The organism is Priestia koreensis (assembly GCF_001274935.1).
Taxonomy (GTDB): Bacteria; Bacillota; Bacilli; order Bacillales; family Bacillaceae_H; genus Bacillus_AG; species Bacillus_AG koreensis.
Genome location: NZ_LILC01000002.1, coordinates 463,721 through 485,862 on the forward strand (window position 1 = coordinate 463,721; position 22,142 = coordinate 485,862).

A 22,142-nucleotide genomic window follows, 5' to 3' on the forward strand; every position below is an offset into this window, starting at 1 on the left:
CGGCACATCTTTTTTTATTTATTACTTACTTGTCGTTTTTCACCTTTAAATGCCTTTATGAGCGAGAATACGGCGAGTATGAGTACAATTGAGAACGGCAAGGCGGCTATGATAGAAGCCGTCTGCAAGGCCTCTAATCCTCCTGTTCGAAGAAGAACAATCGCTGTTAAGGCTTGGATGATACCCCAAACTAATTTTACTGTATTCGGCGGGTTCAATGATCCTCGTGTTGTTTGCATTCCGAGTACGAACGTAGCCGAATCGGCAGATGTAATAAAGAATGTTGCAATTAAGATGATTGCAATAACAGACAAAATCGTTCCCATCGGAAGCTGCTGAAGCACATAGAATAATGCAACTTCTGTCCCTTTATCACTCATTACTTCAAATACCGGAAGTTTTTCAAAGTAATCAAGGAAGATAGCAGATCCCCCGAAAGTTGAGAACCAAAGTCCCCCTAAAATAGTTGGAACGGCTAATACACCAATTAAAAATTCTCGAATTGTACGTCCTCGAGAAATACGGGCAATAAATGTTCCAACGAACGGAGCCCATGAAATCCACCATGCCCAATAGAAAATAGTCCAATCTTTAATCCATGTATTATCTTGATCAAATGGAGTCAGTCGGAAACTCATAGATGGCAGGTATTGAATGTAACTACCGAGTGTTGTAACAAACAGATCCATAATAAAGTTGGTTTTACTTACAAATAGTACGACAAGTAAAAGAACAATCGCAATGATAACATTTAAGTTACTCAAGTATTTAATTCCTTTGTCGAGTCCGCTCTTCGCTGACAAAAGAAACAGTAGCGTTACGACGATGATAATAATCAGCTGTGTCGTAAAATTATTTGTGATGGGTGAAATATACGATAATCCACCGCTAATTTGAATCGCTCCAAGACCTAAAGATGTTGCGACACCAAAGATCGTTGCAAATACAGCGATAAAGTTAACGAAGGTTCCTAAACCACCATCAACACGATCACCAAGAAGTGGGCGTAAAATGTTGCTAATTAATAGCGGTGCGCCTTTTCGAAATTGGAAATAAGCAAGTGCAAGGGCTAAAACGGAGTAAATGGCCCAAGGGTGTAATCCCCAGTGGAAAAATGAATAGCGCATGGCAGTACGCGCAGCATCAGCTGTGCCACCGTCACCTGCTGGTGGTACGTGGAAATGACTAATTGGCTCTGAAGCTCCCCAGAATACTAATCCGATCCCCATTCCGGCACTAAAGAGCATAGCGAACCAGCTTATGTAACTGTATTCAGGTCTCTCATCATCTTTACCTAAACGAATACTTCCGTAGCGAGAAAAAATGAGGAATAAGACAAAAATAACAAAGATACTTCCTGCTAATAAGTAATACCATCCAAATTTATCAACGATAAACGTTTGAATAGCGTTTGTAACAGATCCTAAGCTTGCACTCCCTAAAGTTGCTTCAGGTAATGCCCCCCAAATAATGAATAGAACCGTTACAACAATTGAAATCCAAAATACTGAACTTACCTTTTTCATGCAAAATCTCCTTTCGACATACAAACCTTATCTTAGCTTTTGTGAACGTTGAAAATTTATTCGCAAATTCAGTCCAGACAAGACAGTTACCCATTTAAACATAAATCAAAACGTTTGTCGACCGTTCAATATGGAAAAAGAGCCAATAAGTCATTGACTTATTGGCTCTTTTGTCGGGAAAAACCCAAAAATTTTGATGCTAAGTATGTAATGGCTAAAAGTAAAACAAAATGTCCTAAAGTCGAGAGTAGGAAAGGCGTCAGCTTGAATGTGATGCTTTCATTAAAGTAAGAGTGAAAAGCAACAGTTGCACTCTGACCGGCTGGTACGGACGTCTCTGAAAAACTTTTTTCAACAAAGGGAAAAGGTGAGCCAAAATGAGCTGTCGTATGCACGGTTGGGTGTTGAACGTGAGCTTTAAAAATAAACGGTGTGCAATAGGTGTAGATCAAGCTGATCACGCCAAGAATTAGTAGGGTTTTTCCTTTCATTTGAACCTCCTGTAGAACAATCCACTGCAATCACAAGTGCTTATTTCGTGCGCTATTTGTACATATAAAGGTACATCTCATGTGTAGCAGACGTTAGTCGTATTTATTTTATCACGTTTTTAAGATAAGTTTGTACCTTTTTCGCATAACATTTCTCATGCTTGGCGATACTAAGAAGTAAATTTTTAGTACTTTTTCTAAACGTTCGCAGGCTTTTATGTAGAAGAAAGCAAGGAGGGGAGCATCACGTTGAAACCAAAATGGATCGGAATTGGTATGGTGATATGTATCGTTACGTTTTTATCATTATACTGGATGGAGAAAAAAGACGAAAGTTCAGCAACGGTTCAAGAATTACCTATCCACTACTTTAAAGAAGAGCCTTATATCCCGCTACAATCAATGATCAACTATCTTCAAGGTTCCTTTCACTATGATAAAGTGAATCGACAACTGACGATGCGAGTTGATCATAATTCGTATGAGCTTACGGAAAAGATTCCGGTTGTAGTTAAAAACGGAGAGTATATTCCTTTTCAACGAGATAATATTCTCTACCAAAATCATCAAGTGTACGTGCCGATTGATTTTATGGAAACGGTATTGAATCGCGAAGTGACGCTGCGTGCTGATCATGCGGAAGTAGTGCCATCGGCTTTGGCCACTTCTATTGACAGTGTTACAGCAAAAAAAGAGATGATCACCATAAATGAAGTAAAGAGCAAGTTTTCAGAGCTTTCAACCCCGATTCACGGAGCGAAGGCAGATACGTATTCCTCCCATCTCCCTGGTGCGAGAAGGTGGTATCGAAATGATTTTCATGAAGGACTTGATTGGTACGGCTATTCGTCTGGTATCACCATTTCAAAGAAAACACCGGTTTATGCCATGGGGGACGGTAAGGTAGTCCGAGTGGATCACGATTATAAAGGGTACACCTCAGAGATGCAACGTGAAGCTGACCTCGCGATTTGTCAGACGATTGGTCACACACCGCAGTACATTTTGGATAAGCTACGTGGTCGACAGGTATGGATTCAATATGAGAACGGGGTACAAGCACGATTTGCCCATTTAAGCACCGTATCGAATTCTCTTCAAGTAGGGGATGAAGTATCAAACAAAACGCTGATTGGACTCGTCGGCAATAGCGGCACGAGCGGTGAAGTAAAACAAGACCAATCAGAGACTCATCTACACGTGGATTTACTCGTTTACAATCACTTGTTTTGGAAGGGACTAACGCAAGAACAAGTGAAAGAAGTCATCACAACAGCGTTCAAATAGGTACATTCCTAGAAAGACATGATCCGGCCGTTAAATAATTGAAGCTGTCCTTTCAGCTTTTTGGCTAAAAACTTTGCCAACTCATTTGCCTTTCCTTTATCGCCATGCGTGGCCTTAGAAGGAAGGGCAATTTTTATGGCGGCTGTTTCATCGGTCACCGTAATGTCTAACAGAATGGAATAGTATTGTGGAAGCGTTCCTTTTAAATAAAGAGATGATTCTGTTTCCATTACTTTATAGGGAAAACCGGTTTGTTCATATTCCCAGTTCAACTGCTGCCCCGTCTTTGTTAGAAGATTTTCATAATAAGTCAGCCATGTTTTTAACTCTTCAAACGTAATGCTCTTTTGTGTGGATGTAGACGTTAAATGAATATAAGAAATATGTTCCACGTCCATTTCCTCCTTCATTCTGTACTTTTTCACTTGCTAACGTGACAGATCTTGATGAGGTGTTTTCAGTTTATCACTGAGTAAAGAAGTGCATCAAATGTTTTACCAGAAACTTTATCATATTCCTCCTATTGATTGATTATGACTCTAAATAGGTTATATTATTATTTTAAATAAGTTATACTAATTGTGGTTGACAATTCAAAAATGCCATAATATTATAATAACAAAGAAAATAAAAGCGTTTTCAAAAAGGGTAATCATGTTTAAAATATGAATGATAAAGGGGAGTTGGCCGTGGGAACAATTATTTGTCAGGGATGCAACTGTACGATTGATCATTTTGAAGATGAAAAGGTTACAACGTTATACGGACGATGTCAGGGATGCGAAGAAGGAATCGAAATTCCAGAATAATAGAATAAAAGCAGCGACCTGTCATGAGGTCGCTGCTTTTTGTCTTAACGAATAGCTTTGTGCTCCTTGATAACACGAAGAGATTGCAACGTGAAATCTTCTGGTCCTTGAACGGGTAAGCCAGCCTCAAGGTTTTCTTGAATATAAGCCAAGTTATCTTCTGTAATAATTTCACCGGGAATAAAAATAGGAATGCCCGGTGGATACACCATCACAAATTCCGCAATGATACGCCCTGCAGATTCTTCAATTGGAACAACTTCCGTCTCTGCATAAAAGGCATCACGAGGAGTTAAGGCAAGTACAGGAATATCCGGAAGCATCACCGATACAGGAAGATGGTTATCAGATAAATGGCTGAACTCTTCAGAGAGAGAAGTGAGCGCTCGAACGAGTAATTCAATGTCGCCTTCTTGGTCACCTGGTGTGACGATACATAAAATATTGTAGAGATCAGACATTTCTACTTCGATATTATAATGCTCACGTAACCACTTCTCTACTTCATAGCCAGTGATACCAAGTTCGCGTACGGATACAATCAGCTTCGTTGGATCTAAATCGAAGGTCGCTTCCGTACCAAGAATTTCAGTTCCGACACAGTGAAGATGATGAATCTCATTAATTTGTTTTCGAGCTTCTTCTGCGAGGCGAATGGCTCTTTCTGCTAGCTCATATCCTTCTGTTGCCAAGCGCTTTCTTGCAACGTCTAGTGACGCAAGTAACAAATAAGAAGTTGACGTAGTTGTGAGCATGCTCAAGATACTTTGAATACGAGACGGAGAAACAAGGCCTTCTCGTACATTTAAGATCGAGCTTTGTGTCATTGACCCGCCTAGCTTGTGCACGCTTGTTGCGGCCATATCTGCACCAGCCTGCATCGCAGAAAGGGGCAGTTTATCATGAAAATGAATATGAACGCCGTGTGCTTCATCGACAAGAACGGGAACGTGATAAGAATGAGCCACTTCCACAATTTTTTGTAAATCACCGGCAATGCCAAAGTAAGTAGGGTTAATGACTAATACCCCTTTAGCATCTGGATGCTGCAGTAATGCCCTTTGAACAGCTTCAGGCGTCATCCCGTGTGAGATTCCTAGGTTCGGGTCCACTTCTGGATGAATGAACACAGGTGTAGCTCCTGAAAATACGATGGCACTCATAACAGATTTATGCACGTTACGTGGAACGATAATTTTATCTCCAGGGCCACATACTGACATGACCATGGTCATAATCGCACCGCTCGTCCCTTGAACGGAGAAGAATGTATGATCAGCACCGAATGCCTCAGCAGCTAAATCTTGGGCTTGTTTAATAATGCCCTTTGGCTGATGAAGGTCATCGAGTGGTTGAATATTAATTAAATCGATCGATAATGCATTTTCACCAATAAATTCTCGAAATGTTGGATCCATCCCAGCTCCCTTTTTATGACCAGGAATATGGAATTGTGTAGGATTTTTTTTCGCGTGTTCTACAATGCCGGAAAATAACGGCGTATCAAATTGAGAAGACAACTTTGCTATCCACCTCTTTACATCAAAATAATTCCGCTTTTCACGGTTGACTTTTATGTCAGTTTTATCGTATTTATATACGCTTTTTATTGAAAGGAAAGTCATAAAACAAATGAATTATAGCACTTATTGCTTTCATTGCATAGCTAAATTTTTAATGTGGGAAGTGTGACATTCATTCAGTTGAATAAAAGAGAAGAAATGAACGGAATAGTGGCAGGAAAGACGAGTAGAGTGAATACTAGAAAGAGGTTTTTTTTATGAAAAGGAGAACCTAATAAAATGAGGTGATGATATGAAGTGGGAAACAAAAATTACGAGTTTGCTAGGAATTGAGTATCCAATTATTCAAGGGGGACTAGCTTATTTAGCTTATTCTGATCTTGCTGCAGCTGTTTCGAATGCCGGAGGGCTAGGACAAATTACGGCGATGTCCCTTAAGACGCCAGATGATCTCCGCAAGGAAATTCAAGCTGTCAAGAAAAAAACGAATAAACCATTTGGAGTAAACTTCGCGATCGGGCAGCACGGTCGTCCGTTTCAACATATGCTCGACGTAGCGATTGAAGAAGAGGTTCCGGTCGTGACGATGACAGGGGGGAATCCAGCACCTATTTTCGAACAAATGAAGGGAACATCTAGTAAGAAGCTTGTACTTGTTGCAGCGAGGCGGCAGGCTGAAAAAGCGGAAGAGCTTGGAGCAGATGCGGTGATGGTAGTCGGACAAGAAGGAGGAGGACACCTAGGTCGTCAAGATACGAGTACATTCGTGTTGATTCCTCAAGTAGTTGACGCTGTGTCAATTCCTGTAATTGCCTCAGGAGGCATTGGAGATGGAAGAGGACTAATGGCAGCACTAAGCCTTGGAGCAGAAGGAATTGAGATGGGAACGCGTTTTATTGCAACAAAAGAATGCGTGCATGCGCATGATTTGTATAAGCAGGCTCTTGTTAATGGTCAAGAATATGATACAGTAGTGATTAAGCGCTCGCTTGGTGCCCCTGCGAGGGCCGTATCCAACGAATGGACGGATCGCATTTTAGCTTTAGAGGCAGAAAAATCAACTTACGAGCAGTTAAAAGAGTACATAAGTGGTGAAGCTAATAAACGATACATCTATGACGGTCATCAGGCGGAAGGCTTCGCATGGGCTGGTCAAGTGATGGGATTAATAAAGGATGTACCAAGCGTTGAGGAATTGTTTCAGCGAATGGTGAAAGAAGCCGAGCAAATTCGCGTGCGCTGGAATTAGTTAAGAGACGGAGTGAGAGTATATGGAGTATCAATATCCGATAGCGATTGATTGGGCAACAGAAGAAATTATTGATGCTGTGCAGTTTTTTGAAGCGGTCGAACGAGCGTATGAAAAGGGCATGGATCGTGATGAGCTGATGAGCTTGTACCGACGATTTAAAGAAATTGTTCCAAGTAAATCTGAAGAGAAAAAAATTGATAAAGAATTTGAAGAAGAAAGTGGATACTCGACGTATCGCGTCATAAAAAAAGCAAAAGATGCGGCAAGTGGAGATTTTATTAAAATGAAATAATGTGTATGGGTAGCAGGAGTCTTCATCATCGAAGGCGCCTGCTGTTTTTTTATGAAAGAACCTTTGTTTTTGTAAGGTCATACAAAGGCTGAAGCGTTCTAAAACTATCGTCTATAAGTGCAAGCCACTCCTCACCGCTTATTGACATGGCATCTTCTGCAGAAATGGTTCGACCACATAGAATTTCAGCTTTTTTCACCGTGCCTAAGCGCTCGAAAAGCGTTTTAAGATCATGATCTGTCATTTGGTTCATCGGCAATACCTCAGGCTTCATATGGTCTTTTGACCATACAAAAGTATCAGGAATTTGCTGTGTAATGTCGTTTAAGTGTGCAAGAAGCGTTTTGGAATAGTCACCTTTAATAGGCGCTTCATAAATAACAGCAAACCAAATAAAAACATGTGATTCCCAAAGTCCGATTTGAAAGTGTGGCATCATTTTATATCCACGCTTATTTGGCGCAAACGCTACCCATGTATCCTTTGGGGGATTAATGGTGCGGCGTGCATGCTTTGCTACGTGATAAAACATTTCGTCTCCTACCATTGATGAGAGTGTCGGAGCAAAGTATTGACCAAGCTCTTCAAGCTTTGGACGGATGTGCGTCTTTAAAGCATCCATTCGCTCATCTAATCCATCTACCTTAAATACATGAAAATCGTCTTGTGTAAACCCGTTGAACGTCATATATACCTCCAGTTGTGTATCAAACATTGGTTTGATTTTATCATAGAGGCGATGTTTTTCTCATGTTTTTTGATCTCAGCCTCAGAGCTTGTCACAATTCGTCTATTAATTTTTCTATAGGTAATCACACAATTTAGTTACAGGATTTTTGGTTTCGTCATACACTAGTAGAAACAAAAATATCTGAAAATTTAGTTTATTGAAGACAAGATGAAAACAATGAGAATTTATGGAAGGAGTGTATGGGAATGAAGCAAGTGGTGAATATGTATAAAAAAGGGGACGGAAATCGACGACTTGCGGTGCTTCGATTGGAGCTGGATTATGAACTTGCAACTCTTTATGATGCTATGGTTGAAAACAATGAAGATAAAAAACGAGAAACGAAACAAAAACTGGAAAGAATTCGCCAAGAATGGATGAGGCTTCAGAATGCATGACTGTTTGAAAAAAGCGAACCTTTCCACCAAAGGGTTCGCTTTTTTGTGTGAACGCGTTTACTTGATTTCTTGTTCCGTTTTTCTATACACTACAAATAGGTATATTCTTATCCTTTGAGGAGGCTTTACAACCATGCTGTCAAATTTAGAAACGATCTATACATACGCAGAAAAATGGGTGAGAGAAGCAGGAGAATTAATTAAGCAATCATTTAGTAAAGAACTTCTAATTCAAACAAAGTCAAATCCAAACGATTTGGTCACTAACATGGATAAAGAAGTAGAGCAATATTTTATTAAGCATATTCGTGAAACGTTCCCAGAGCATCATATTCTTGGTGAAGAAGGGTACGGTGAAAAATTAGAGTCTACTGACGGAACAATTTGGATTATTGATCCGATTGATGGCACGATGAATTTTGTTCATCAGCAGCGCAACTTTGCCATTTCGGTTGGTATTTATGTTGATGGAGTAGGAGAAATTGGTTTTATTTACGATGTCATTCACGACGAGTTGTACCATGCGCGACGAGGACAAGGTGCTTATATGAATGATATTGAGCTTCCGAAGCTTGATCCTGTTTCAGTAAAAGAAGCGATTCTTGCTTTAAATGCAACGTGGGTAACAAAAAACTTCCGTATTGACCCTAGTGTATTATCACCGCTTGTCACAGCGGTACGCGGGACACGCTCATACGGCACAGCAGCTATTGAACTGGCTTACGTTGCTGCAGGAAGATTGGATGCCTACATCACTCCTCGATTAGCTCCTTGGGACTTCGCAGCTGGCCTCATTTTAATTAATGAAGTAGGGGGAGTAGCAACTAATTTTGAAGGAACAGAAATCGATTTACTGAAGCAAAATAGTATCTTTGTTGGGAAGCCGGGACTACACGAAGAAATTCTAGAGAACTATTTTAGGAAAGCTTCACGGTAATGCTCGTTTCCAAACTTTTTCAAAGACAACACCTGTCTTTCTTTCAAAAACTTGTGTCAGAAAGCCCAGAGTGGCAAAGCGAAGAGTGTCATGAAGATCAGTTAAAGGGATACTTGAAAAGGTATGACATGCTTGCAGGAGAATGGTGTGTATGGTACGACGGCCAAGAGCCAATTGGCATCACGTTTGGGGTGGAGTGGGCTCCTTCTAATGAAAAGGCATGGATTGGAACGATCTTAATTGCTAAAAATAAACGAAGACAAGGATACGGACAGGCTATTATAGGTGAGATGATAGCAAATTTTACAAGCAACCAGCATGACGTTTTGTTTGCAGGCGTGCCGATTGAAAAATTATCGTGGATTCACTTCTTATCTTCGTGCGGGTTTGAGCAATTTAAAGTGGAAGAGGATGAAGCAGGAAGATCATTTATGATCATGGTTCATCCCCTATAAAAAAAGTCCTCTGGTTGAGGACTTTTTTTGACGGCTCTTATAGCTCGCCGCGTTCACGTAGCTGTTTTTTCTTCGTAAATCCGAGTCCCATAATAATAATGAGTGCTACAATGGCTAATAGTATACCTAGAATACTTTGTTCACCAATGAAGACGCCAATGGCCATAATTGAAATTGTTGCAAGAACTGCATAGAACATAAAAATCCATTTTATTTTTTTCATGATGTGATCCTCCCATTGTCCCTTTTAATTATTAGTTTACATAAATTATTCGAATAATTCCATCCTTATATTCATTGTGGTATAATGTTTTAGTTATTATAAATTTAGGAGTGAAAAGCTTGAATATTCGTCACGATTTGCGAAACATCGCAATTATTGCCCACGTAGACCATGGGAAAACAACTTTAGTAGATAAATTATTACACCAATCTGGGACTTTCCGTTCAAATGAACATGTTGAAGAGCGCGCAATGGACTCAAACGACCTTGAGCGCGAGCGCGGCATTACCATTTTAGCGAAAAATACAGCAATTAACTACAAGGATACGCGCATTAATATCATGGATACACCAGGACATGCGGACTTCGGTGGAGAAGTAGAACGTATCATGAAAATGGTTGATGGTGTGTTACTTGTTGTCGATGCATATGAAGGTTGTATGCCACAAACACGCTTCGTATTGAAAAAAGCACTTGAGCAAAACTTAACGCCAATTGTTGTTGTAAACAAAATTGACCGTGACTTTGCTCGTCCTGCTGAAGTAGTAGACGAAGTAATTGATCTATTTATTGAATTAGGTGCAACAGAAGAACAACTTGAATTCCCTGTTGTGTATGCATCAGCAATTAATGGAACAGCTAGTCATACAGCTGAAAAGCAAGATGACAACATGGAAGCATTATTCGAATCCATTATCGAAAACATTCCAGCACCTGTTGACAACAGCGAAGAGCCGTTACAATTCCAAGTAGCAATGCTTGACTACAATGACTATGTAGGACGTATCGGTGTCGGCCGCGTATTCCGCGGAACGATGAAGGTAGGTCAACAAGTAGCGTTAATGAAGTTAGACGGAACGGTTAAACAATTCCGTGTAACAAAAATGTTTGGTTTCCTAGGATTAAAACGTGTTGAAATCCAAGAAGCAAAAGCTGGGGACTTGATTGCCGTTTCCGGAATGGAAGATATCAACGTAGGGGAAACAGTATGTCCGACAGAACATCAGGATGCACTACCAATCTTACGTATCGATGAGCCAACGCTTCAAATGACGTTCCTTGTGAACAACAGCCCATTCGCAGGACGCGAAGGGAAGTTCGTAACGGCTCGTAAAATTGAAGAGCGCTTAATGTCTGAGCTTGAAACAGATGTAAGTTTACGCGTTGAGCCAACGGATTCACCAGATGCTTGGGTAATCTCAGGACGTGGTGAGCTTCACCTTTCAATCTTAATCGAAAACATGCGCCGTGAAGGGTATGAGCTTCAAGTATCAAAACCAGAAGTTATCGTTCGTTTAATTGATGGTGTTCGCAGCGAGCCTGTAGAGCGCGTTCAAATCGACGTACCTGAAGAGCACACAGGTTCAATTATGGAATCAATGGGAGCTCGTAAAGGTGAAATGGTTGATATGGTCAACAACGGAAGTGGACAAGTTCGTTTAACATTTATGGTTCCAGCTCGTGGACTAATTGGTTATACAACTGAGTTCTTATCATTAACACGTGGATTTGGTATCATCAACCATTCATTTGATAGCTACCAGCCAATGCAATCTGGTCAAGTAGGCGGACGCCGTCAAGGTGTACTTGTTTCCATGGAAACAGGAAAATCATCTACTTACGGAATTACAGGTATCGAAGATCGTGGTACAGTGTTCGTAGAGCCTGGTACAGAAGTATACCAAGGGATGATCGTAGGGGAGCATAACCGCGACAACGACCTAGTTGTTAACATTTGTAAAATGAAGCAAGCGACTAACGTGCGTTCTGCTACAAAAGATCAAACAACAAGCATGAAAAAACCACGTATCATGTCTTTAGAGCAATCATTAGAATATCTAAATGACGATGAGTACTGTGAAATCACACCTGAATCAATTCGTCTTCGTAAAAAAATTCTTGATAAGAATGAACGCGAAAAAATGGCGAAAAAGAAAAAGTTTGCTGAATAAAACTAACGTCTAGATAACAAGGGGGAGCTTTGAATGAAAGTTCAAGAGCATTTATCCTTTTTTGCAGCGTTATTTAGAATCGATGAACAGCCAGTTCTAGGTATGAAACTCCTTTACATCACGATATTGATTCTTTCAATCGTTGTATATAAGTTAGGGTTTGCGAAGCGACTGCCGCTTCTAAAATCAGCGGTCATTTACTTGTTCTTAGCCATTGGTTGTAGTGTGCTCACATTTTTTGGCGCATTTTTACCAATTGCAGAAGGATTAGTAGTTGCGGCTCTCGTACTTATTATTTATAAAGTTCGTTTGCATCAGTCGAAAAAACATGAGGCAAATCAGAATCTATAAAAAGGGGTTGCAGCATTGAAATCAATTCAGGATGCTTTGTATAACTGGTTAACGATCAAAAAGGTAGCCGATGCAAGACCGGATGATTATGCAGCTCAAGAAACTTTCACATTGTTCGATCACATGTTAAAAGATGATCATCACGTCGAAAACGTGACGATCATCGAACATGAAGAAATGTACGAAGTGATCTACTCTCGTCAGCAGGAAGAAAAGAAAACTCGTTTTCCGAAAGAACTTGTTGATGCGATGTATGATCACATTAAAAGGGAGCCTGAAAAATTTAAAAGCTACCCTTTAGAAGAAAAGAGATAAGGCATGTGCCTTATCTCTTTTTTTCATACCTATTTATGCGTTGTGGACTGCTTCAATTACCTGTTTGTCAAGCTTTGCTGCCGCTACAGGGTCATACGTTTTTTCGTAATTAGGCTCTGTCGAAATTTTCGATCCATAAAACATCACGTCGCGAACTTCTTTCACCGTAAGCTCAATTAAAGCGAGCTTTAGAGGCACATTTGCTAGTCGCTCCTGAAGCAGGACGGCATGACCCGAAATGGAGTAGCATGATTCATTAGCAATAATATTAATGACAGCGTCAGGCTGTTTTTGAAGGTTCTTTACGATACGAGACCGATTATCAACGGCAAAGCGAATATGAGTATGATCGGTTGCTGTAACCCAAGAAATAGCGCTGACGTTGGGCGCAGATGTTTCAAAATCAATGGTAGATAATGTAACAAAGTGCTGTTGCTGTAGGCTATCAAATAGTGGCTGAATTAAAGTTGGTTCAACTTGATTCGACACGTTCATTCCTCCCTTATAAGTGTACTTCTTATCTTACCTCTTTTAACAGGTGCTGAAAATATATGGAGATCATTTGCTACCATCTTTTTATAAAATGAGTATGTTCTATAGCTAATAAACGATGAATGTGTAAGAAATCGCTTCTTTTTCTTTCGTAAGGTTCTTCTATCGTATACAATATCTTTATAAAGATTGAGGTGACAGTATGAGAGTTAAATGTGTAATTTGCGATAAAATTGAAAGCATTCATGATGAAACGCTTCAAGCAAAGCGTTTGCGTAACCGTCCTATTCATACGTATATGTGCCAAAGCTGCCATGATCGTATTGAAGACAAAACAAAGGCTCGTATTGCAACAGGAAAGTTTAGTCTATATGCATCAAAGGTAACGAAGGAGGACTGGTAGGCGTTGAATAGGGGGGCATGGTCAGGCGCAATAGCAGGTCTTATATTAGGTCTCTTTTTAAAAATGATTCAATTCATCACAGGAGAAAAAGTCTATACGCTATTACTGAACGTAGACTTTATTCCTGTAATCGGAAACGTTGATTGGCCTGAAGTCGTTGAATTTCTGTTTCATTTGATTATTGCCGTCATGATTGGTCTTGTATTCGGTGGTGTGCTTCAATTTAAAAAATGGGAGACACTGCGGATGCACGTGCTGATTGCCGCTTGTTTGACAATACCGACCATCTTTCTCTATTTTCCGCTAACACTGCTAGCACATCAAGCTACACCAGGGGTGTGGAATGGCTGGTCTCTGTTTTATTGGACTTTTGGCCATGCACTCTTTATGATTGTTCTTCTCATTACGTATCGTTTGCTAATGCGTAAAAAAGCTTCGTCCGCTTAACCGGACGAAGCTTTTTTATTCTTTGTTATCTTGAATTTTGTGATTGGATTGTTTCAGTTGATTATCCTTAAGCTCTTTTTGCTGTTTAGGAGAGAGCTTATTATCATTTGTCCCCGTTCCCTCTGGGTTTTTCCTAATTTGCTGTGAAACTTCTGGCATTACGCGGTTTACCATCGCAGCTAGCTCGTCGAGAAACCCTGTAACCGGGTGACCTTGGCGAATTTGTCTTGCAATCGATTTTAAGCGCGTGTATGTGTCAGGATCTGCTAGTACAACAGCATGTGCACCGTAAGGATCATTTTTTAACCCTTCCGCGACCGTGTATTTCGTTGATGCCACTTCAGAACGGTCTAAATTATTGTCCACATCGATGCCAACAAGCGCATATTTTCCAACAATAACTGCTGTGGCATCGTTTACCCCAGGCACGTCTTCTGAAAGCGTGACAAGGTGTCTCGCGATTTCCTTAGCCGACTTATGCTGCATTTGATCGGGTGCGGAATTTTTTACGTTGATGGTGCGGTTTGGATCGTTTAATTTTTGCTCAGCCTCGTTATTATTTCCCATGGTACAGCCAACAAGTGGGAGACATAGAAAAAGGCTAGTAAGAATCCATATCTTTTTCATGATAGACACTCCTAACTAGATTCATCGTTTTTTGTAGTATGTTTGTATTTATTGTTCAATAGTTCTTCTATCTTTATGCACCGCTTCATATATTTAAAGCAAATAGGACGTCCACCTTTCATTGCTAGCACACGACGCGGCTTTTGAAAGGGAAGTTTTGGACGTAAACATGAACTCCTTTGAAGGAAAACATTTGGAGCAGGAGGAGAAGGTTTGGATAAAATCTATGTACTGGATACAAACGTGTTATTACAAGACCCACACTCAATTTTTTCCTTTGAGAAAAATGAAGTCGTAATACCTGCAGTCGTACTTGAAGAAGTGGATTCGAAAAAGCGAAATATGGATGAGATTGGGAGAAACGCCAGACAAGTGTCCAAGCTAATTGATGGGCTCAGGCAGTCGGGGAAGTTGCATGAGCGAGTACCGCTCGAAAATGGCGGGTATTTGCGCATTGAGCTCAATCATCGTTCTTTTCATGAGCTACAAGAAATTTTTATTGAAAAAACGAATGACAACCGGATTTTAGCAGTAGCGAAAAATCTTTCGTTAGAGGAAGAAACAAAAGAGGATGGCAGAGAAGTCATTCTAGTAAGTAAGGATGTGCTAGTGCGAGTAAAAGCAGATGCGATTGGTCTTTTAGCGGAAGACTTTTTAAGCGATCGTGTCGTGGACTTTAATAGCATTTATACCGGTTATTTGGAAGTGTACGTATCGGTTGAGTTATTAAATCAGTTTTATGAAAAAGGAGAGCTTCCTCTTCTCAGCATTGCTAATCATCCCTTTTATCCACATCAATTTCTCGTTTTAAAAGATGCCTTTGGAGGCTCAGGATCAGCGATTGGTATTGTAGATCCAACTACCCAAAAAGTACGAAAACTGGTGTTTGACAATGATCACATTTGGGGAATTAAGCCGCGGAATGTTCAGCAAATTATGGCGTTTGAATTGCTGCTTCGAAATGATATCCAGCTTGTGACGATGATTGGAAAAGCAGGGACTGGAAAGACGCTTTTAGCTCTAGCAGCTGGATTAATGCAAACAGAAGACTTAGGATTGTTTAAAAAACTTCTTGTTGCACGGCCTATTGTTCCTGTCGGAAAAGATATTGGGTTTTTGCCGGGTGAAAAGGAAGAAAAGCTGCGACCGTGGATGCAACCGGTTTATGATAACTTGGAGTATCTATTTAATACGAAAAAGCCAGGAGAACTGGATGCAATCTTAGCAGGAATGGGTTCAATTGAAGTAGAAGCGCTCACGTATATAAGAGGAAGAAGCATTCCAGACCAGTTTATCATTATTGACGAGGCGCAAAATTTAACGAAACACGAAGTGAAGACCATTCTGACTCGAGTAGGAGAACGAAGCAAAATTATTTTAATGGGGGATCCTGCTCAGATCGACCATCCATATCTTGACGAATATAATAATGGCTTGACGTATGTGGTAGAAAAGTTTAAGGATCAAAAGATTGCTGGTCATACGAGGTTAGTTAAAGGTGAGCGCTCTGGACTTGCGCAGCTTGCCGCAGATCTTCTTTAAAAAAATTCCCGTCTCACGATGATGAGGCGGGAATTTGTTCGTTATTGCACCACGAATTTACGCACGTGCTTAATAGGGTTTTGTTCATTGGAACCGTCTTCATAATAGACGTGAATCGGACCGTCTTCCAAAAGTGGCTTGCCATCTTTTGAAAATCCAAGGATCAGCGTGTAGGCTTGTTCCAATGGAATGGTAATTTGATCGTTTTCTGTTACAATCGTAACCACAGAAGCTTCTTTAAGCGGCTCCGCATTTTTTAAAAAATCGCGAAATGAAATGCCGAATGTTCCTGTCAATACTTCCTGTTTCTTGAATTTTCGTTCAGTCTTCAAAGTAGGAGGAAATACGGCCCCTTCTTGAATTTCACGATCCCAATGAGCAGAGACAGATTTTGTATATTCTGCTATCTCATCCTTTTGTACTGGTTTTTCTTGAAAATACGTTGTTAAGTCAACCTTACGATCATCAAAAATCCAGACGCCTGCATCAAGCGTAATTGCATATTGAACATTTCCTTCAATTGACATAATTGTATTCACTGTTGTCATCCATCCTTTTTTACCACGGTTAGTAATGGTGCCCTGATTTTAAGTATAACGCTATTGGATAGACCTGTCATCCGTAGACAAAAACGAAGAGATCAAAAACGTGAGCAAATAGGAAGGGAGTTTCCTCTTAATTCTTGCTTTTTTTCGTGTTTAACGATATGATTTATTAATAGTATTGGCAAATCGCTCGTGAACGGAGGGATTGATTTTGACGCCTGAAATAGTCGTAGATCATCGTGAAAAGGCACATGCTTTACTAAATGCTGATGCAGAAAAAATCTTGAGATTAATTCGAGTTCAAATGGATAATTTAACCATGCCTCAGTGTCCGTTATACGAAGAAGTATTGGATACGCAAATGTTCGGATTATCAAGAGAAATTGATTTTGCAGTCCGCCTTGGTCTAATTGAGGAGCAGTTTGGTAAAAACTTGCTAAATCGGTTAGAAAAAGAGCTATCAGCACTTCATGAAGCATTTACAAAAAAATAAACGTGCACACCGCATGTAGAAACTCAAACTATTGACGTGATAGTTTGAGTTTTTTATTATACAATGTTTGAAATCGATAGAGGGATTTTCTACGCGTTGTATTGGAAGAATGTTTCTTTTGATAAATAAAAAGTTTTAGGTGCCTTATTGTCAGAAAATATAGTACAATAAAGTCAATATTTTTACATACCTTCAACAAAAATAAGATGAGGGAAGATGATGGATGTTAAAAAGAATGTTTCGTCATTACGACTATACGCTTTTGATTGCAGTTGTCGCGCTTTGTATTATAGGACTTGTGATGATTTATAGTTCCAGTATGATTACTGCCGTTACGAGATATAAACGGGAAAGTGATTTCTTCTTTAATCGTCAAGCGCTATGGCTTATTATCGCTAGCTTCTTTTTACTAGTAACGATGATCTTTCCATACAAAGCCTATGCAAAGATTATTCCGCCTATCGTTCTTGGCACAGCCGGTTTACTTATCTTACTTCGATTTATCGGACATACGGCAGGGAACGCAAAAAGCTGGTTAGGAATTGGGGGCATGGGCATACAGCCTGCAGAGTTTGCAAAAATTGTGGTCATCATGTATCTTGCTACCATACTAGGACGGCGGCAAGAGAATATTAACAATCTAAAAAAAGCTTTTTTTCCACCGCTACTATTGACGATTGTTGTTTGTGGACTCGTTGCTGCACAGCCAGACCTTGGTACAGCATCCATTATTGGGTTAGTAAGCATTGTGATTATGGCATCGTCAGGCATTAATCGAAAAACGTTCGTTAAGCTATCTGTTTTAGCATTGATAATGGTGGCGATTGCTGCGCCGATTATTATGATGAAAGGCCTTATTACCGATGAGCAGGTATCTCGATTTACAGGAGCTTCCGATCCGTTTAAGCTTGAACAAACAGATGGATATCAGCTGGTAAATTCTTATTTAGCTATTGGTTCAGGTGGATTAGGAGGACGTGGATTAGGGGAAAGTATTCAAAAATATGGGTATTTACCAGAATCCCACACCGATTTTATTATGGCGGTCATTGCAGAAGAACTTGGCTTTTTCGGCGTAGCTATTGTATTATTCTTATTAGCCTTTATCGTACTAAAAAGTCTACTTTTAGCGAGGCGATGTACGGATCCTGTTGGTAGCCTATTTTGTATAGGTGTTGCTACGATGATTACTATTCAAACGAGCATCAATTTGGGTGGACTTACCGGTTTAATTCCAATTACCGGAGTGCCTCTTCCGTTTATTAGCTATGGTGGTTCTTCACTTATTGTACTGATTATTGCCATGGGAATTATCTTGAATATCTCCATGTTTGTTAGGTATCAAGAATGGAAGCAAAGAGAAGAAGGCTCATCAGTGGACAAGCCTGCTCCGTTTTCATTAAATACAAATGCGTAGGAAAAACAGAGTAAGCGATTTTTATGGCTTACTCTGATTTCATAGATACCCTGTTTATGTGTTATATTTATGCATTTTAGATGGATAAACGTAACGACGAATTCAAGGGAGAATAAATAGAATTATGATGAAGCAGTTAGAAAGGAGAGAAGAGTGTGAGTCGTGTAACGAAAAAGATAAAAAAAGTATTAGTAGCAAACAGAGGTGAAATCGCGATACGGGTATTTCGTGCTTGTAACGAGCTAAATATCCGAACAGTTGCGATTTATTCAAAAGAGGATTCAGGCTCCTATCATCGCTATAAAGCAGATGAGGCCTATCTTGTAGGGGAAGGCAAAAAGCCGATCGATGCGTACCTTGATATTGAAGGAATTATTGAGATCGCCAAATCACATGGCGTTGATGCTATTCATCCGGGATACGGATTTTTATCTGAAAATATTAAATTCGCTACTCGATGTGAAGAAGAAGGCATCGTCTTCATCGGTCCTAATTCTAAACATCTGAACATGTTCGGGGATAAGGTAAAGGCACGCTATCAAGCAGTTGAAGCAGGCATTCCGGTTATTCCTGGAACAGATGGTCCAATCTCTTCTCTGAAAGAAGTGGAAGAATTCGGAAGACAACACGGGTATCCACTTATGATTAAAGCTGCTTTAGGTGGCGGTGGGCGAGGGATGCGTATCGTCCGCAATGAAGCTGGTGTAAAAGAGTCCTACGAGCGTGCGAAGTCAGAAGCGAAGGCTGCGTTTGGTAGCGATGAAGTATATGTAGAAAAATTTGTCGAGAATCCAAAACATATTGAAGTGCAGATCTTAGGGGATCACTCAGGGAATATCGTTCATTTGTATGAGCGCGATTGTTCCGTTCAGCGTCGACATCAAAAAGTAGTAGAGGTTGCACCGAGCTTGTCCCTTTCCGCAGAGCTTCGCGACCGAATTTGTGAAGCGGCTGTAAAATTAATGGAAAATGTACAGTACATAAATGCTGGAACAGTAGAATTCTTAGTAGCGAATGATGAATTTTATTTCATTGAAGTAAATCCACGTGTTCAGGTTGAGCATACGATTACGGAAATGATTACAGGAATTGATATTGTACAATCACAAATTTTAATTGCAGATGGTTATGATTTAAATAGTCCTATAGTGGGCGTTCCAGCGCAAGAAGACATTCGTACAAATGGGTATGCGATTCAATCTCGTGTTACGACAGAAGATCCGTTAAATAACTTCATGCCAGATACGGGGAAAATTATGGCTTATCGCTCCGGCGGTGGATTCGGTGTTCGTCTTGATACGGGAAACAGCTTCCAAGGCGCTGTTATCACGCCTTACTACGACTCACTACTTGTAAAAGTAACGACATGGGCGCTTACGTTTGATCAAGCGGCAGCGAAAATGGTCCGAAATCTTCGCGAGTTTCGTATTCGTGGAATTAAAACCAATATTCCGTTTTTAGAAAACGTAGTCAAACACGAAGACTTTTTAACAGGAAGCTACAATACATCATTTATTGATACAACGCCAGAGCTTTTCGTGTTCCCAAAACGTAAGGACCGTGGAACAAAAATGCTAACGTACATTGCCAACGTAACGGTTAACGGCTTCCCAGGTGTGGAAAGTAAGAAAAAACCTGATCATGGGAATCTTCGTATTCCAGCTCTATCAACTTTAACAGAGCCATTAAAAGGGACGAAGCAAATTTTAGATGAGCAAGGTCCTGAAGGGCTTGTAAAATGGGTGAAAGAACAAAAAGAAGTACTCTTAACGGATACAACGTTCCGTGATGCTCATCAGTCGCTTTTAGCTACGCGTGTGAGAACAAACGATTTAAAACAAATTGCAAAGCCAACAGCGCAGCTATTACCAAACCTGTTCTCGATGGAAATGTGGGGAGGGGCAACATTTGATGTGTCTTATCGCTTCTTAAAAGAAGATCCGTGGGATCGTTTGCTGAAGCTTCGTGAAGAAGCACCAAACGTTCTTTTCCAAATGTTACTTCGTGCTTCAAATGCCGTAGGGTATAAAAATTATCCAGATAACGTTATTAAAGAATTTGTCGAGAAGTCATCTCAAGCAGGGATTGATGTATTCCGAATCTTTGATAGCTTGAACTGGGTTCCTGGAATGACGCTTGCCATTGATTCTGTACGTAAAAACAATAAAATCGCAGAGGCAGCGATTTGCTATACGGGTGATATTTTAGATCCAACGCGACGTAAATACGATCTCGATTATTACAAAACGATGGCTAAAGAGCTAGAAGCATCAGGAGCGCATATTTTAGGGATTAAAGATATGGCAGGTCTATTAAAGCCGCAGGCTGCGTATGACCTTGTATCAGCCCTAAAAGAAACGGTAGATATTCCTATTCATCTGCATACACACGATACGAGCGGAAACGGTCTATACACATACGCAAAAGCTATTGAAGCGGGAGTCGATATCGTAGACGTGGCAGCAAGCTCTATGGCAGGTCTTACGTCTCAGCCAAGTGCAAACTCTCTGTACTATGCGCTTGAAGGAACAGATCGCAAGCCTAACTTAAATATTGCAGGATTAGAGCAATTATCTAATTATTGGGAAGATGTTCGTAAGTATTACAAAGACTTTGAAAGTGGCATGAATGCTCCACATACGGAAGTGTATGTCCATGAAATGCCTGGTGGACAGTACAGTAACCTCCAGCAGCAAGCGAAAGCTGTCGGTCTAGGAGATCGTTGGGATGAAGTGAAAGAAATGTATTCGCGTGTTAACCAAATGTTTGGCGATCTAGTAAAAGTAACGCCATCATCAAAAGTAGTAGGCGATATGGCGCTTTATATGGTTCAAAATAACCTAACAGAAGATGATATTTATGAACGCGGCGAAACGCTTGATTTCCCAGATTCTGTTGTCGAGTTGTTTGAGGGCTATTTGGGACAGCCACACGGCGGATTCCCAAAAGAACTGCAGCGTATTATTTTAAAAGGTAAAAAGCCTGTAACGGATCGTCCGGGCGAACTGTTGGAGCCGGTTGATTTCAAAGAGATTCGTGACACGTTATTCCACTCATTAAATCGTGCGGTCACAAGCTTTGACGTCATCGCTTACGCTCTCTATCCAAAAGTATTCATGGAGTACAGCAAAGCAGTGGAGCAGTACGGTGACATCTCTGTACTTGATACACCGACGTTCCTTCATGGTATGCGTTTAGGTGAAGAAGTAGAGATTGAGATTGAACAAGGAAAAACGTTGATTGTGAAGCTTGTCTCAATCGGAGAGCCGCAGTCAAACGGTACGCGTGTCGTTTACTTTGAGTTGAACGGTCAGCCACGTGAAGTAGTGATCAAAGATGAAAGCATCAAGGCAACAGTCGCAACAAAAACGAAGATTGATCCAAGCAACCCTAGTCATATCGGGGCAACTATGCCTGGTACAGTCATTAAATTACTAGTAGATAAAGGCGATCAAGTAGCCAAAGGCGATCATTTGATGATTACAGAAGCGATGAAAATGGAAACAACCGTTCAAGCTCCTTATTCAGGAACGGTAAAAGATATCTTTATTAAAAATGGTGAAGCAATCGAACCAGGAGATTTACTAATTGAACTATCGAAATAACATAAAAAGATCGAGGAGCGTGAGTTCCTC

25 protein-coding genes are annotated in these 22,142 nt (G+C 40.4%); 16 read left to right on the plus strand and 9 right to left on the minus strand.

Annotation, left to right across the window (positions count from 1 at the left end; all coding sequences use genetic code 11):
• Positions 1–14: 14 nt before the first annotated feature.
• Together AMD01_RS02245 and AMD01_RS02250 are read right to left on the minus strand one after the other, a co-directional pair.
• A complete protein-coding gene (locus tag AMD01_RS02245; protein WP_053399753.1) occupies positions 15–1,526 on the minus strand; it encodes a glycine betaine uptake BCCT transporter in 1,512 nt (503 codons plus the stop codon).
• A 158-nt stretch (positions 1,527–1,684) separates the two neighbouring features.
• The gene (locus AMD01_RS02250) at positions 1,685–2,017 is read right to left on the minus strand and encodes a hypothetical protein (RefSeq protein ID WP_053399754.1); all 333 of its coding nucleotides are present in this window, start codon (positions 2,015–2,017) and stop codon (positions 1,685–1,687) included.
• A 249-nt stretch (positions 2,018–2,266) separates the two neighbouring features.
• Between AMD01_RS02250 and AMD01_RS02255 the strand changes: the two genes are divergently transcribed.
• Positions 2,267–3,304 (plus strand): M23 family metallopeptidase, encoded by a 1,038-nt coding sequence (locus tag AMD01_RS02255; RefSeq protein ID WP_053399755.1) that lies wholly within the window; start codon positions 2,267–2,269, stop codon positions 3,302–3,304.
• 8 nt (positions 3,305–3,312) lie between these two features.
• Here AMD01_RS02255 and AMD01_RS02260 read toward each other — a convergent pair whose 3' ends face one another.
• Entirely contained in the window at positions 3,313–3,702 is a 390-nt protein-coding gene (locus tag AMD01_RS02260; protein ID WP_053399756.1) for a DUF1885 family protein, read from the minus strand.
• Between the two features lie 291 nt (positions 3,703–3,993).
• Between AMD01_RS02260 and AMD01_RS02265 the strand changes: the two genes are divergently transcribed.
• A complete protein-coding gene (locus tag AMD01_RS02265) occupies positions 3,994–4,113 on the plus strand; it encodes a GapA-binding peptide SR1P (protein ID WP_053399757.1) in 120 nt (39 codons plus the stop codon).
• 44 nt (positions 4,114–4,157) lie between these two features.
• On the opposite strand, the gene AMD01_RS02270 is transcribed toward AMD01_RS02265, so the two are convergent.
• Positions 4,158–5,633, minus strand: a complete 1,476-nt coding sequence (locus AMD01_RS02270; protein ID WP_053399758.1) for an aminotransferase class I/II-fold pyridoxal phosphate-dependent enzyme — start codon at positions 5,631–5,633, stop codon at positions 4,158–4,160.
• A gap of 295 nt (positions 5,634–5,928) precedes the next feature.
• Between AMD01_RS02270 and AMD01_RS02275 the strand changes: the two genes are divergently transcribed.
• On the plus strand, positions 5,929–6,885 hold the full coding sequence (locus AMD01_RS02275) for an NAD(P)H-dependent flavin oxidoreductase (protein ID WP_053399759.1): 957 nt from the start codon (positions 5,929–5,931) through the stop codon (positions 6,883–6,885).
• 22 nt (positions 6,886–6,907) lie between these two features.
• A complete protein-coding gene (locus tag AMD01_RS02280; RefSeq protein ID WP_053399760.1) occupies positions 6,908–7,180 on the plus strand; it encodes a UPF0223 family protein in 273 nt (90 codons plus the stop codon).
• A 49-nt stretch (positions 7,181–7,229) separates the two neighbouring features.
• On the opposite strand, the gene AMD01_RS02285 is transcribed toward AMD01_RS02280, so the two are convergent.
• On the minus strand, positions 7,230–7,868 hold the full coding sequence (locus tag AMD01_RS02285; RefSeq protein WP_053399761.1) for a YktB family protein: 639 nt from the start codon (positions 7,866–7,868) through the stop codon (positions 7,230–7,232).
• A 248-nt stretch (positions 7,869–8,116) separates the two neighbouring features.
• Between AMD01_RS02285 and AMD01_RS02290 the strand changes: the two genes are divergently transcribed.
• From AMD01_RS02290 to AMD01_RS02300, 3 genes are all read left to right on the plus strand, one after another.
• The gene (locus AMD01_RS02290) at positions 8,117–8,308 is read left to right on the plus strand and encodes a hypothetical protein (protein ID WP_053399762.1); all 192 of its coding nucleotides are present in this window, start codon (positions 8,117–8,119) and stop codon (positions 8,306–8,308) included.
• A 133-nt stretch (positions 8,309–8,441) separates the two neighbouring features.
• A complete protein-coding gene (locus AMD01_RS02295; protein WP_053399763.1) occupies positions 8,442–9,245 on the plus strand; it encodes an inositol monophosphatase family protein in 804 nt (267 codons plus the stop codon).
• Between the two features lie 53 nt (positions 9,246–9,298).
• Positions 9,299–9,700, plus strand: a complete 402-nt coding sequence (locus AMD01_RS02300; protein WP_169775920.1) for a GNAT family N-acetyltransferase — start codon at positions 9,299–9,301, stop codon at positions 9,698–9,700.
• Positions 9,701–9,737: 37 nt separating this feature from the next.
• On the opposite strand, the gene AMD01_RS02305 is transcribed toward AMD01_RS02300, so the two are convergent.
• Positions 9,738–9,923, minus strand: coding sequence for a YlaF family protein (locus AMD01_RS02305; protein ID WP_053399765.1), 186 nt, complete (start codon positions 9,921–9,923; stop codon positions 9,738–9,740).
• A gap of 119 nt (positions 9,924–10,042) precedes the next feature.
• On the opposite strand from AMD01_RS02305, the gene typA reads away from it, so the two are divergent.
• The 3 genes from typA to AMD01_RS02320 are packed head-to-tail and all read left to right on the plus strand — an operon-like array spanning position 10,043 to position 12,541.
• The gene (gene typA / locus AMD01_RS02310; RefSeq protein WP_053399766.1) at positions 10,043–11,875 is read left to right on the plus strand and encodes a translational GTPase TypA; all 1,833 of its coding nucleotides are present in this window, start codon (positions 10,043–10,045) and stop codon (positions 11,873–11,875) included.
• Between the two features lie 33 nt (positions 11,876–11,908).
• The gene (locus AMD01_RS02315; RefSeq protein WP_053399767.1) at positions 11,909–12,226 is read left to right on the plus strand and encodes a YlaH-like family protein; all 318 of its coding nucleotides are present in this window, start codon (positions 11,909–11,911) and stop codon (positions 12,224–12,226) included.
• Between the two features lie 15 nt (positions 12,227–12,241).
• Positions 12,242–12,541, plus strand: coding sequence for a hypothetical protein (locus AMD01_RS02320; protein ID WP_053399768.1), 300 nt, complete (start codon positions 12,242–12,244; stop codon positions 12,539–12,541).
• Between the two features lie 33 nt (positions 12,542–12,574).
• Here the strand turns inward: AMD01_RS02320 and AMD01_RS02325 are convergent, their stop codons facing one another.
• Positions 12,575–13,030 (minus strand): pyridoxamine 5'-phosphate oxidase family protein, encoded by a 456-nt coding sequence (locus AMD01_RS02325; RefSeq protein WP_053399769.1) that lies wholly within the window; start codon positions 13,028–13,030, stop codon positions 12,575–12,577.
• Positions 13,031–13,235: 205 nt separating this feature from the next.
• Here AMD01_RS02325 and AMD01_RS02330 point away from each other — a divergent pair, with 205 nt between their 5' ends.
• Positions 13,236–13,436 (plus strand): YlaI family protein, encoded by a 201-nt coding sequence (locus AMD01_RS02330; protein WP_053399770.1) that lies wholly within the window; start codon positions 13,236–13,238, stop codon positions 13,434–13,436.
• 3 nt (positions 13,437–13,439) lie between these two features.
• Positions 13,440–13,883, plus strand: coding sequence for a hypothetical protein (locus AMD01_RS02335; protein ID WP_053399771.1), 444 nt, complete (start codon positions 13,440–13,442; stop codon positions 13,881–13,883).
• Between the two features lie 15 nt (positions 13,884–13,898).
• Here the strand turns inward: AMD01_RS02335 and AMD01_RS02340 are convergent, their stop codons facing one another.
• Positions 13,899–14,510, minus strand: a complete 612-nt coding sequence (locus AMD01_RS02340) for a YhcN/YlaJ family sporulation lipoprotein (protein WP_053399772.1) — start codon at positions 14,508–14,510, stop codon at positions 13,899–13,901.
• Between the two features lie 213 nt (positions 14,511–14,723).
• Between AMD01_RS02340 and AMD01_RS02345 the strand changes: the two genes are divergently transcribed.
• Positions 14,724–16,052, plus strand: coding sequence for a PhoH family protein (locus AMD01_RS02345; RefSeq protein WP_053399773.1), 1,329 nt, complete (start codon positions 14,724–14,726; stop codon positions 16,050–16,052).
• Between the two features lie 41 nt (positions 16,053–16,093).
• Here AMD01_RS02345 and AMD01_RS02350 read toward each other — a convergent pair whose 3' ends face one another.
• On the minus strand, positions 16,094–16,591 hold the full coding sequence (locus AMD01_RS02350) for a molybdopterin-binding protein (protein WP_157052602.1): 498 nt from the start codon (positions 16,589–16,591) through the stop codon (positions 16,094–16,096).
• Positions 16,592–16,808: 217 nt separating this feature from the next.
• Between AMD01_RS02350 and AMD01_RS02355 the strand changes: the two genes are divergently transcribed.
• The 3 genes from AMD01_RS02355 to pyc all read left to right on the plus strand — a co-directional run bounded on the left by AMD01_RS02355 (position 16,809) and on the right by pyc (position 22,112).
• On the plus strand, positions 16,809–17,090 hold the full coding sequence (locus AMD01_RS02355) for an Fpa/YlaN family protein (RefSeq protein ID WP_053399775.1): 282 nt from the start codon (positions 16,809–16,811) through the stop codon (positions 17,088–17,090).
• Between the two features lie 223 nt (positions 17,091–17,313).
• The gene (locus AMD01_RS02360) at positions 17,314–18,507 is read left to right on the plus strand and encodes an FtsW/RodA/SpoVE family cell cycle protein (RefSeq protein ID WP_053399776.1); all 1,194 of its coding nucleotides are present in this window, start codon (positions 17,314–17,316) and stop codon (positions 18,505–18,507) included.
• A 155-nt stretch (positions 18,508–18,662) separates the two neighbouring features.
• Positions 18,663–22,112, plus strand: a complete 3,450-nt coding sequence (pyc, locus tag AMD01_RS02365) for a pyruvate carboxylase (RefSeq protein ID WP_053399777.1) — start codon at positions 18,663–18,665, stop codon at positions 22,110–22,112.
• The last annotated feature ends 30 nt before the right edge of the window (positions 22,113–22,142 follow it).

Excerpts from the sequence above, each read along its gene's own strand:
- AMD01_RS02245 (WP_053399753.1), bottom strand. The coding sequence starts at position 1,526 with ATGAAAAAGGTAAGTTCAGTATTTTGGATTTCAATTGTTGTAACGGTT.
- AMD01_RS02250 (WP_053399754.1), bottom strand. The coding sequence starts at position 2,017 with ATGAAAGGAAAAACCCTACTAATTCTTGGCGTGATCAGCTTGATCTAC.
- AMD01_RS02260 (WP_053399756.1), bottom strand. The coding sequence starts at position 3,702 with ATGGACGTGGAACATATTTCTTATATTCATTTAACGTCTACATCCACA.
- AMD01_RS02275 (WP_053399759.1), top strand. The coding sequence starts at position 5,929 with ATGAAGTGGGAAACAAAAATTACGAGTTTGCTAGGAATTGAGTATCCA.
- AMD01_RS02280 (WP_053399760.1), top strand. The coding sequence starts at position 6,908 with ATGGAGTATCAATATCCGATAGCGATTGATTGGGCAACAGAAGAAATT.
- AMD01_RS02285 (WP_053399761.1), bottom strand. The coding sequence starts at position 7,868 with ATGACGTTCAACGGGTTTACACAAGACGATTTTCATGTATTTAAGGTA.
- AMD01_RS02290 (WP_053399762.1), top strand. The coding sequence starts at position 8,117 with ATGAAGCAAGTGGTGAATATGTATAAAAAAGGGGACGGAAATCGACGA.
- AMD01_RS02295 (WP_053399763.1), top strand. The coding sequence starts at position 8,442 with ATGCTGTCAAATTTAGAAACGATCTATACATACGCAGAAAAATGGGTG.
- AMD01_RS02305 (WP_053399765.1), bottom strand. The coding sequence starts at position 9,923 with ATGAAAAAAATAAAATGGATTTTTATGTTCTATGCAGTTCTTGCAACA.
- AMD01_RS02315 (WP_053399767.1), top strand. The coding sequence starts at position 11,909 with ATGAAAGTTCAAGAGCATTTATCCTTTTTTGCAGCGTTATTTAGAATC.
- AMD01_RS02330 (WP_053399770.1), top strand. The coding sequence starts at position 13,236 with ATGAGAGTTAAATGTGTAATTTGCGATAAAATTGAAAGCATTCATGAT.
- AMD01_RS02340 (WP_053399772.1), bottom strand. The coding sequence starts at position 14,510 with ATGAAAAAGATATGGATTCTTACTAGCCTTTTTCTATGTCTCCCACTT.
- AMD01_RS02360 (WP_053399776.1), top strand. The coding sequence starts at position 17,314 with ATGTTAAAAAGAATGTTTCGTCATTACGACTATACGCTTTTGATTGCA.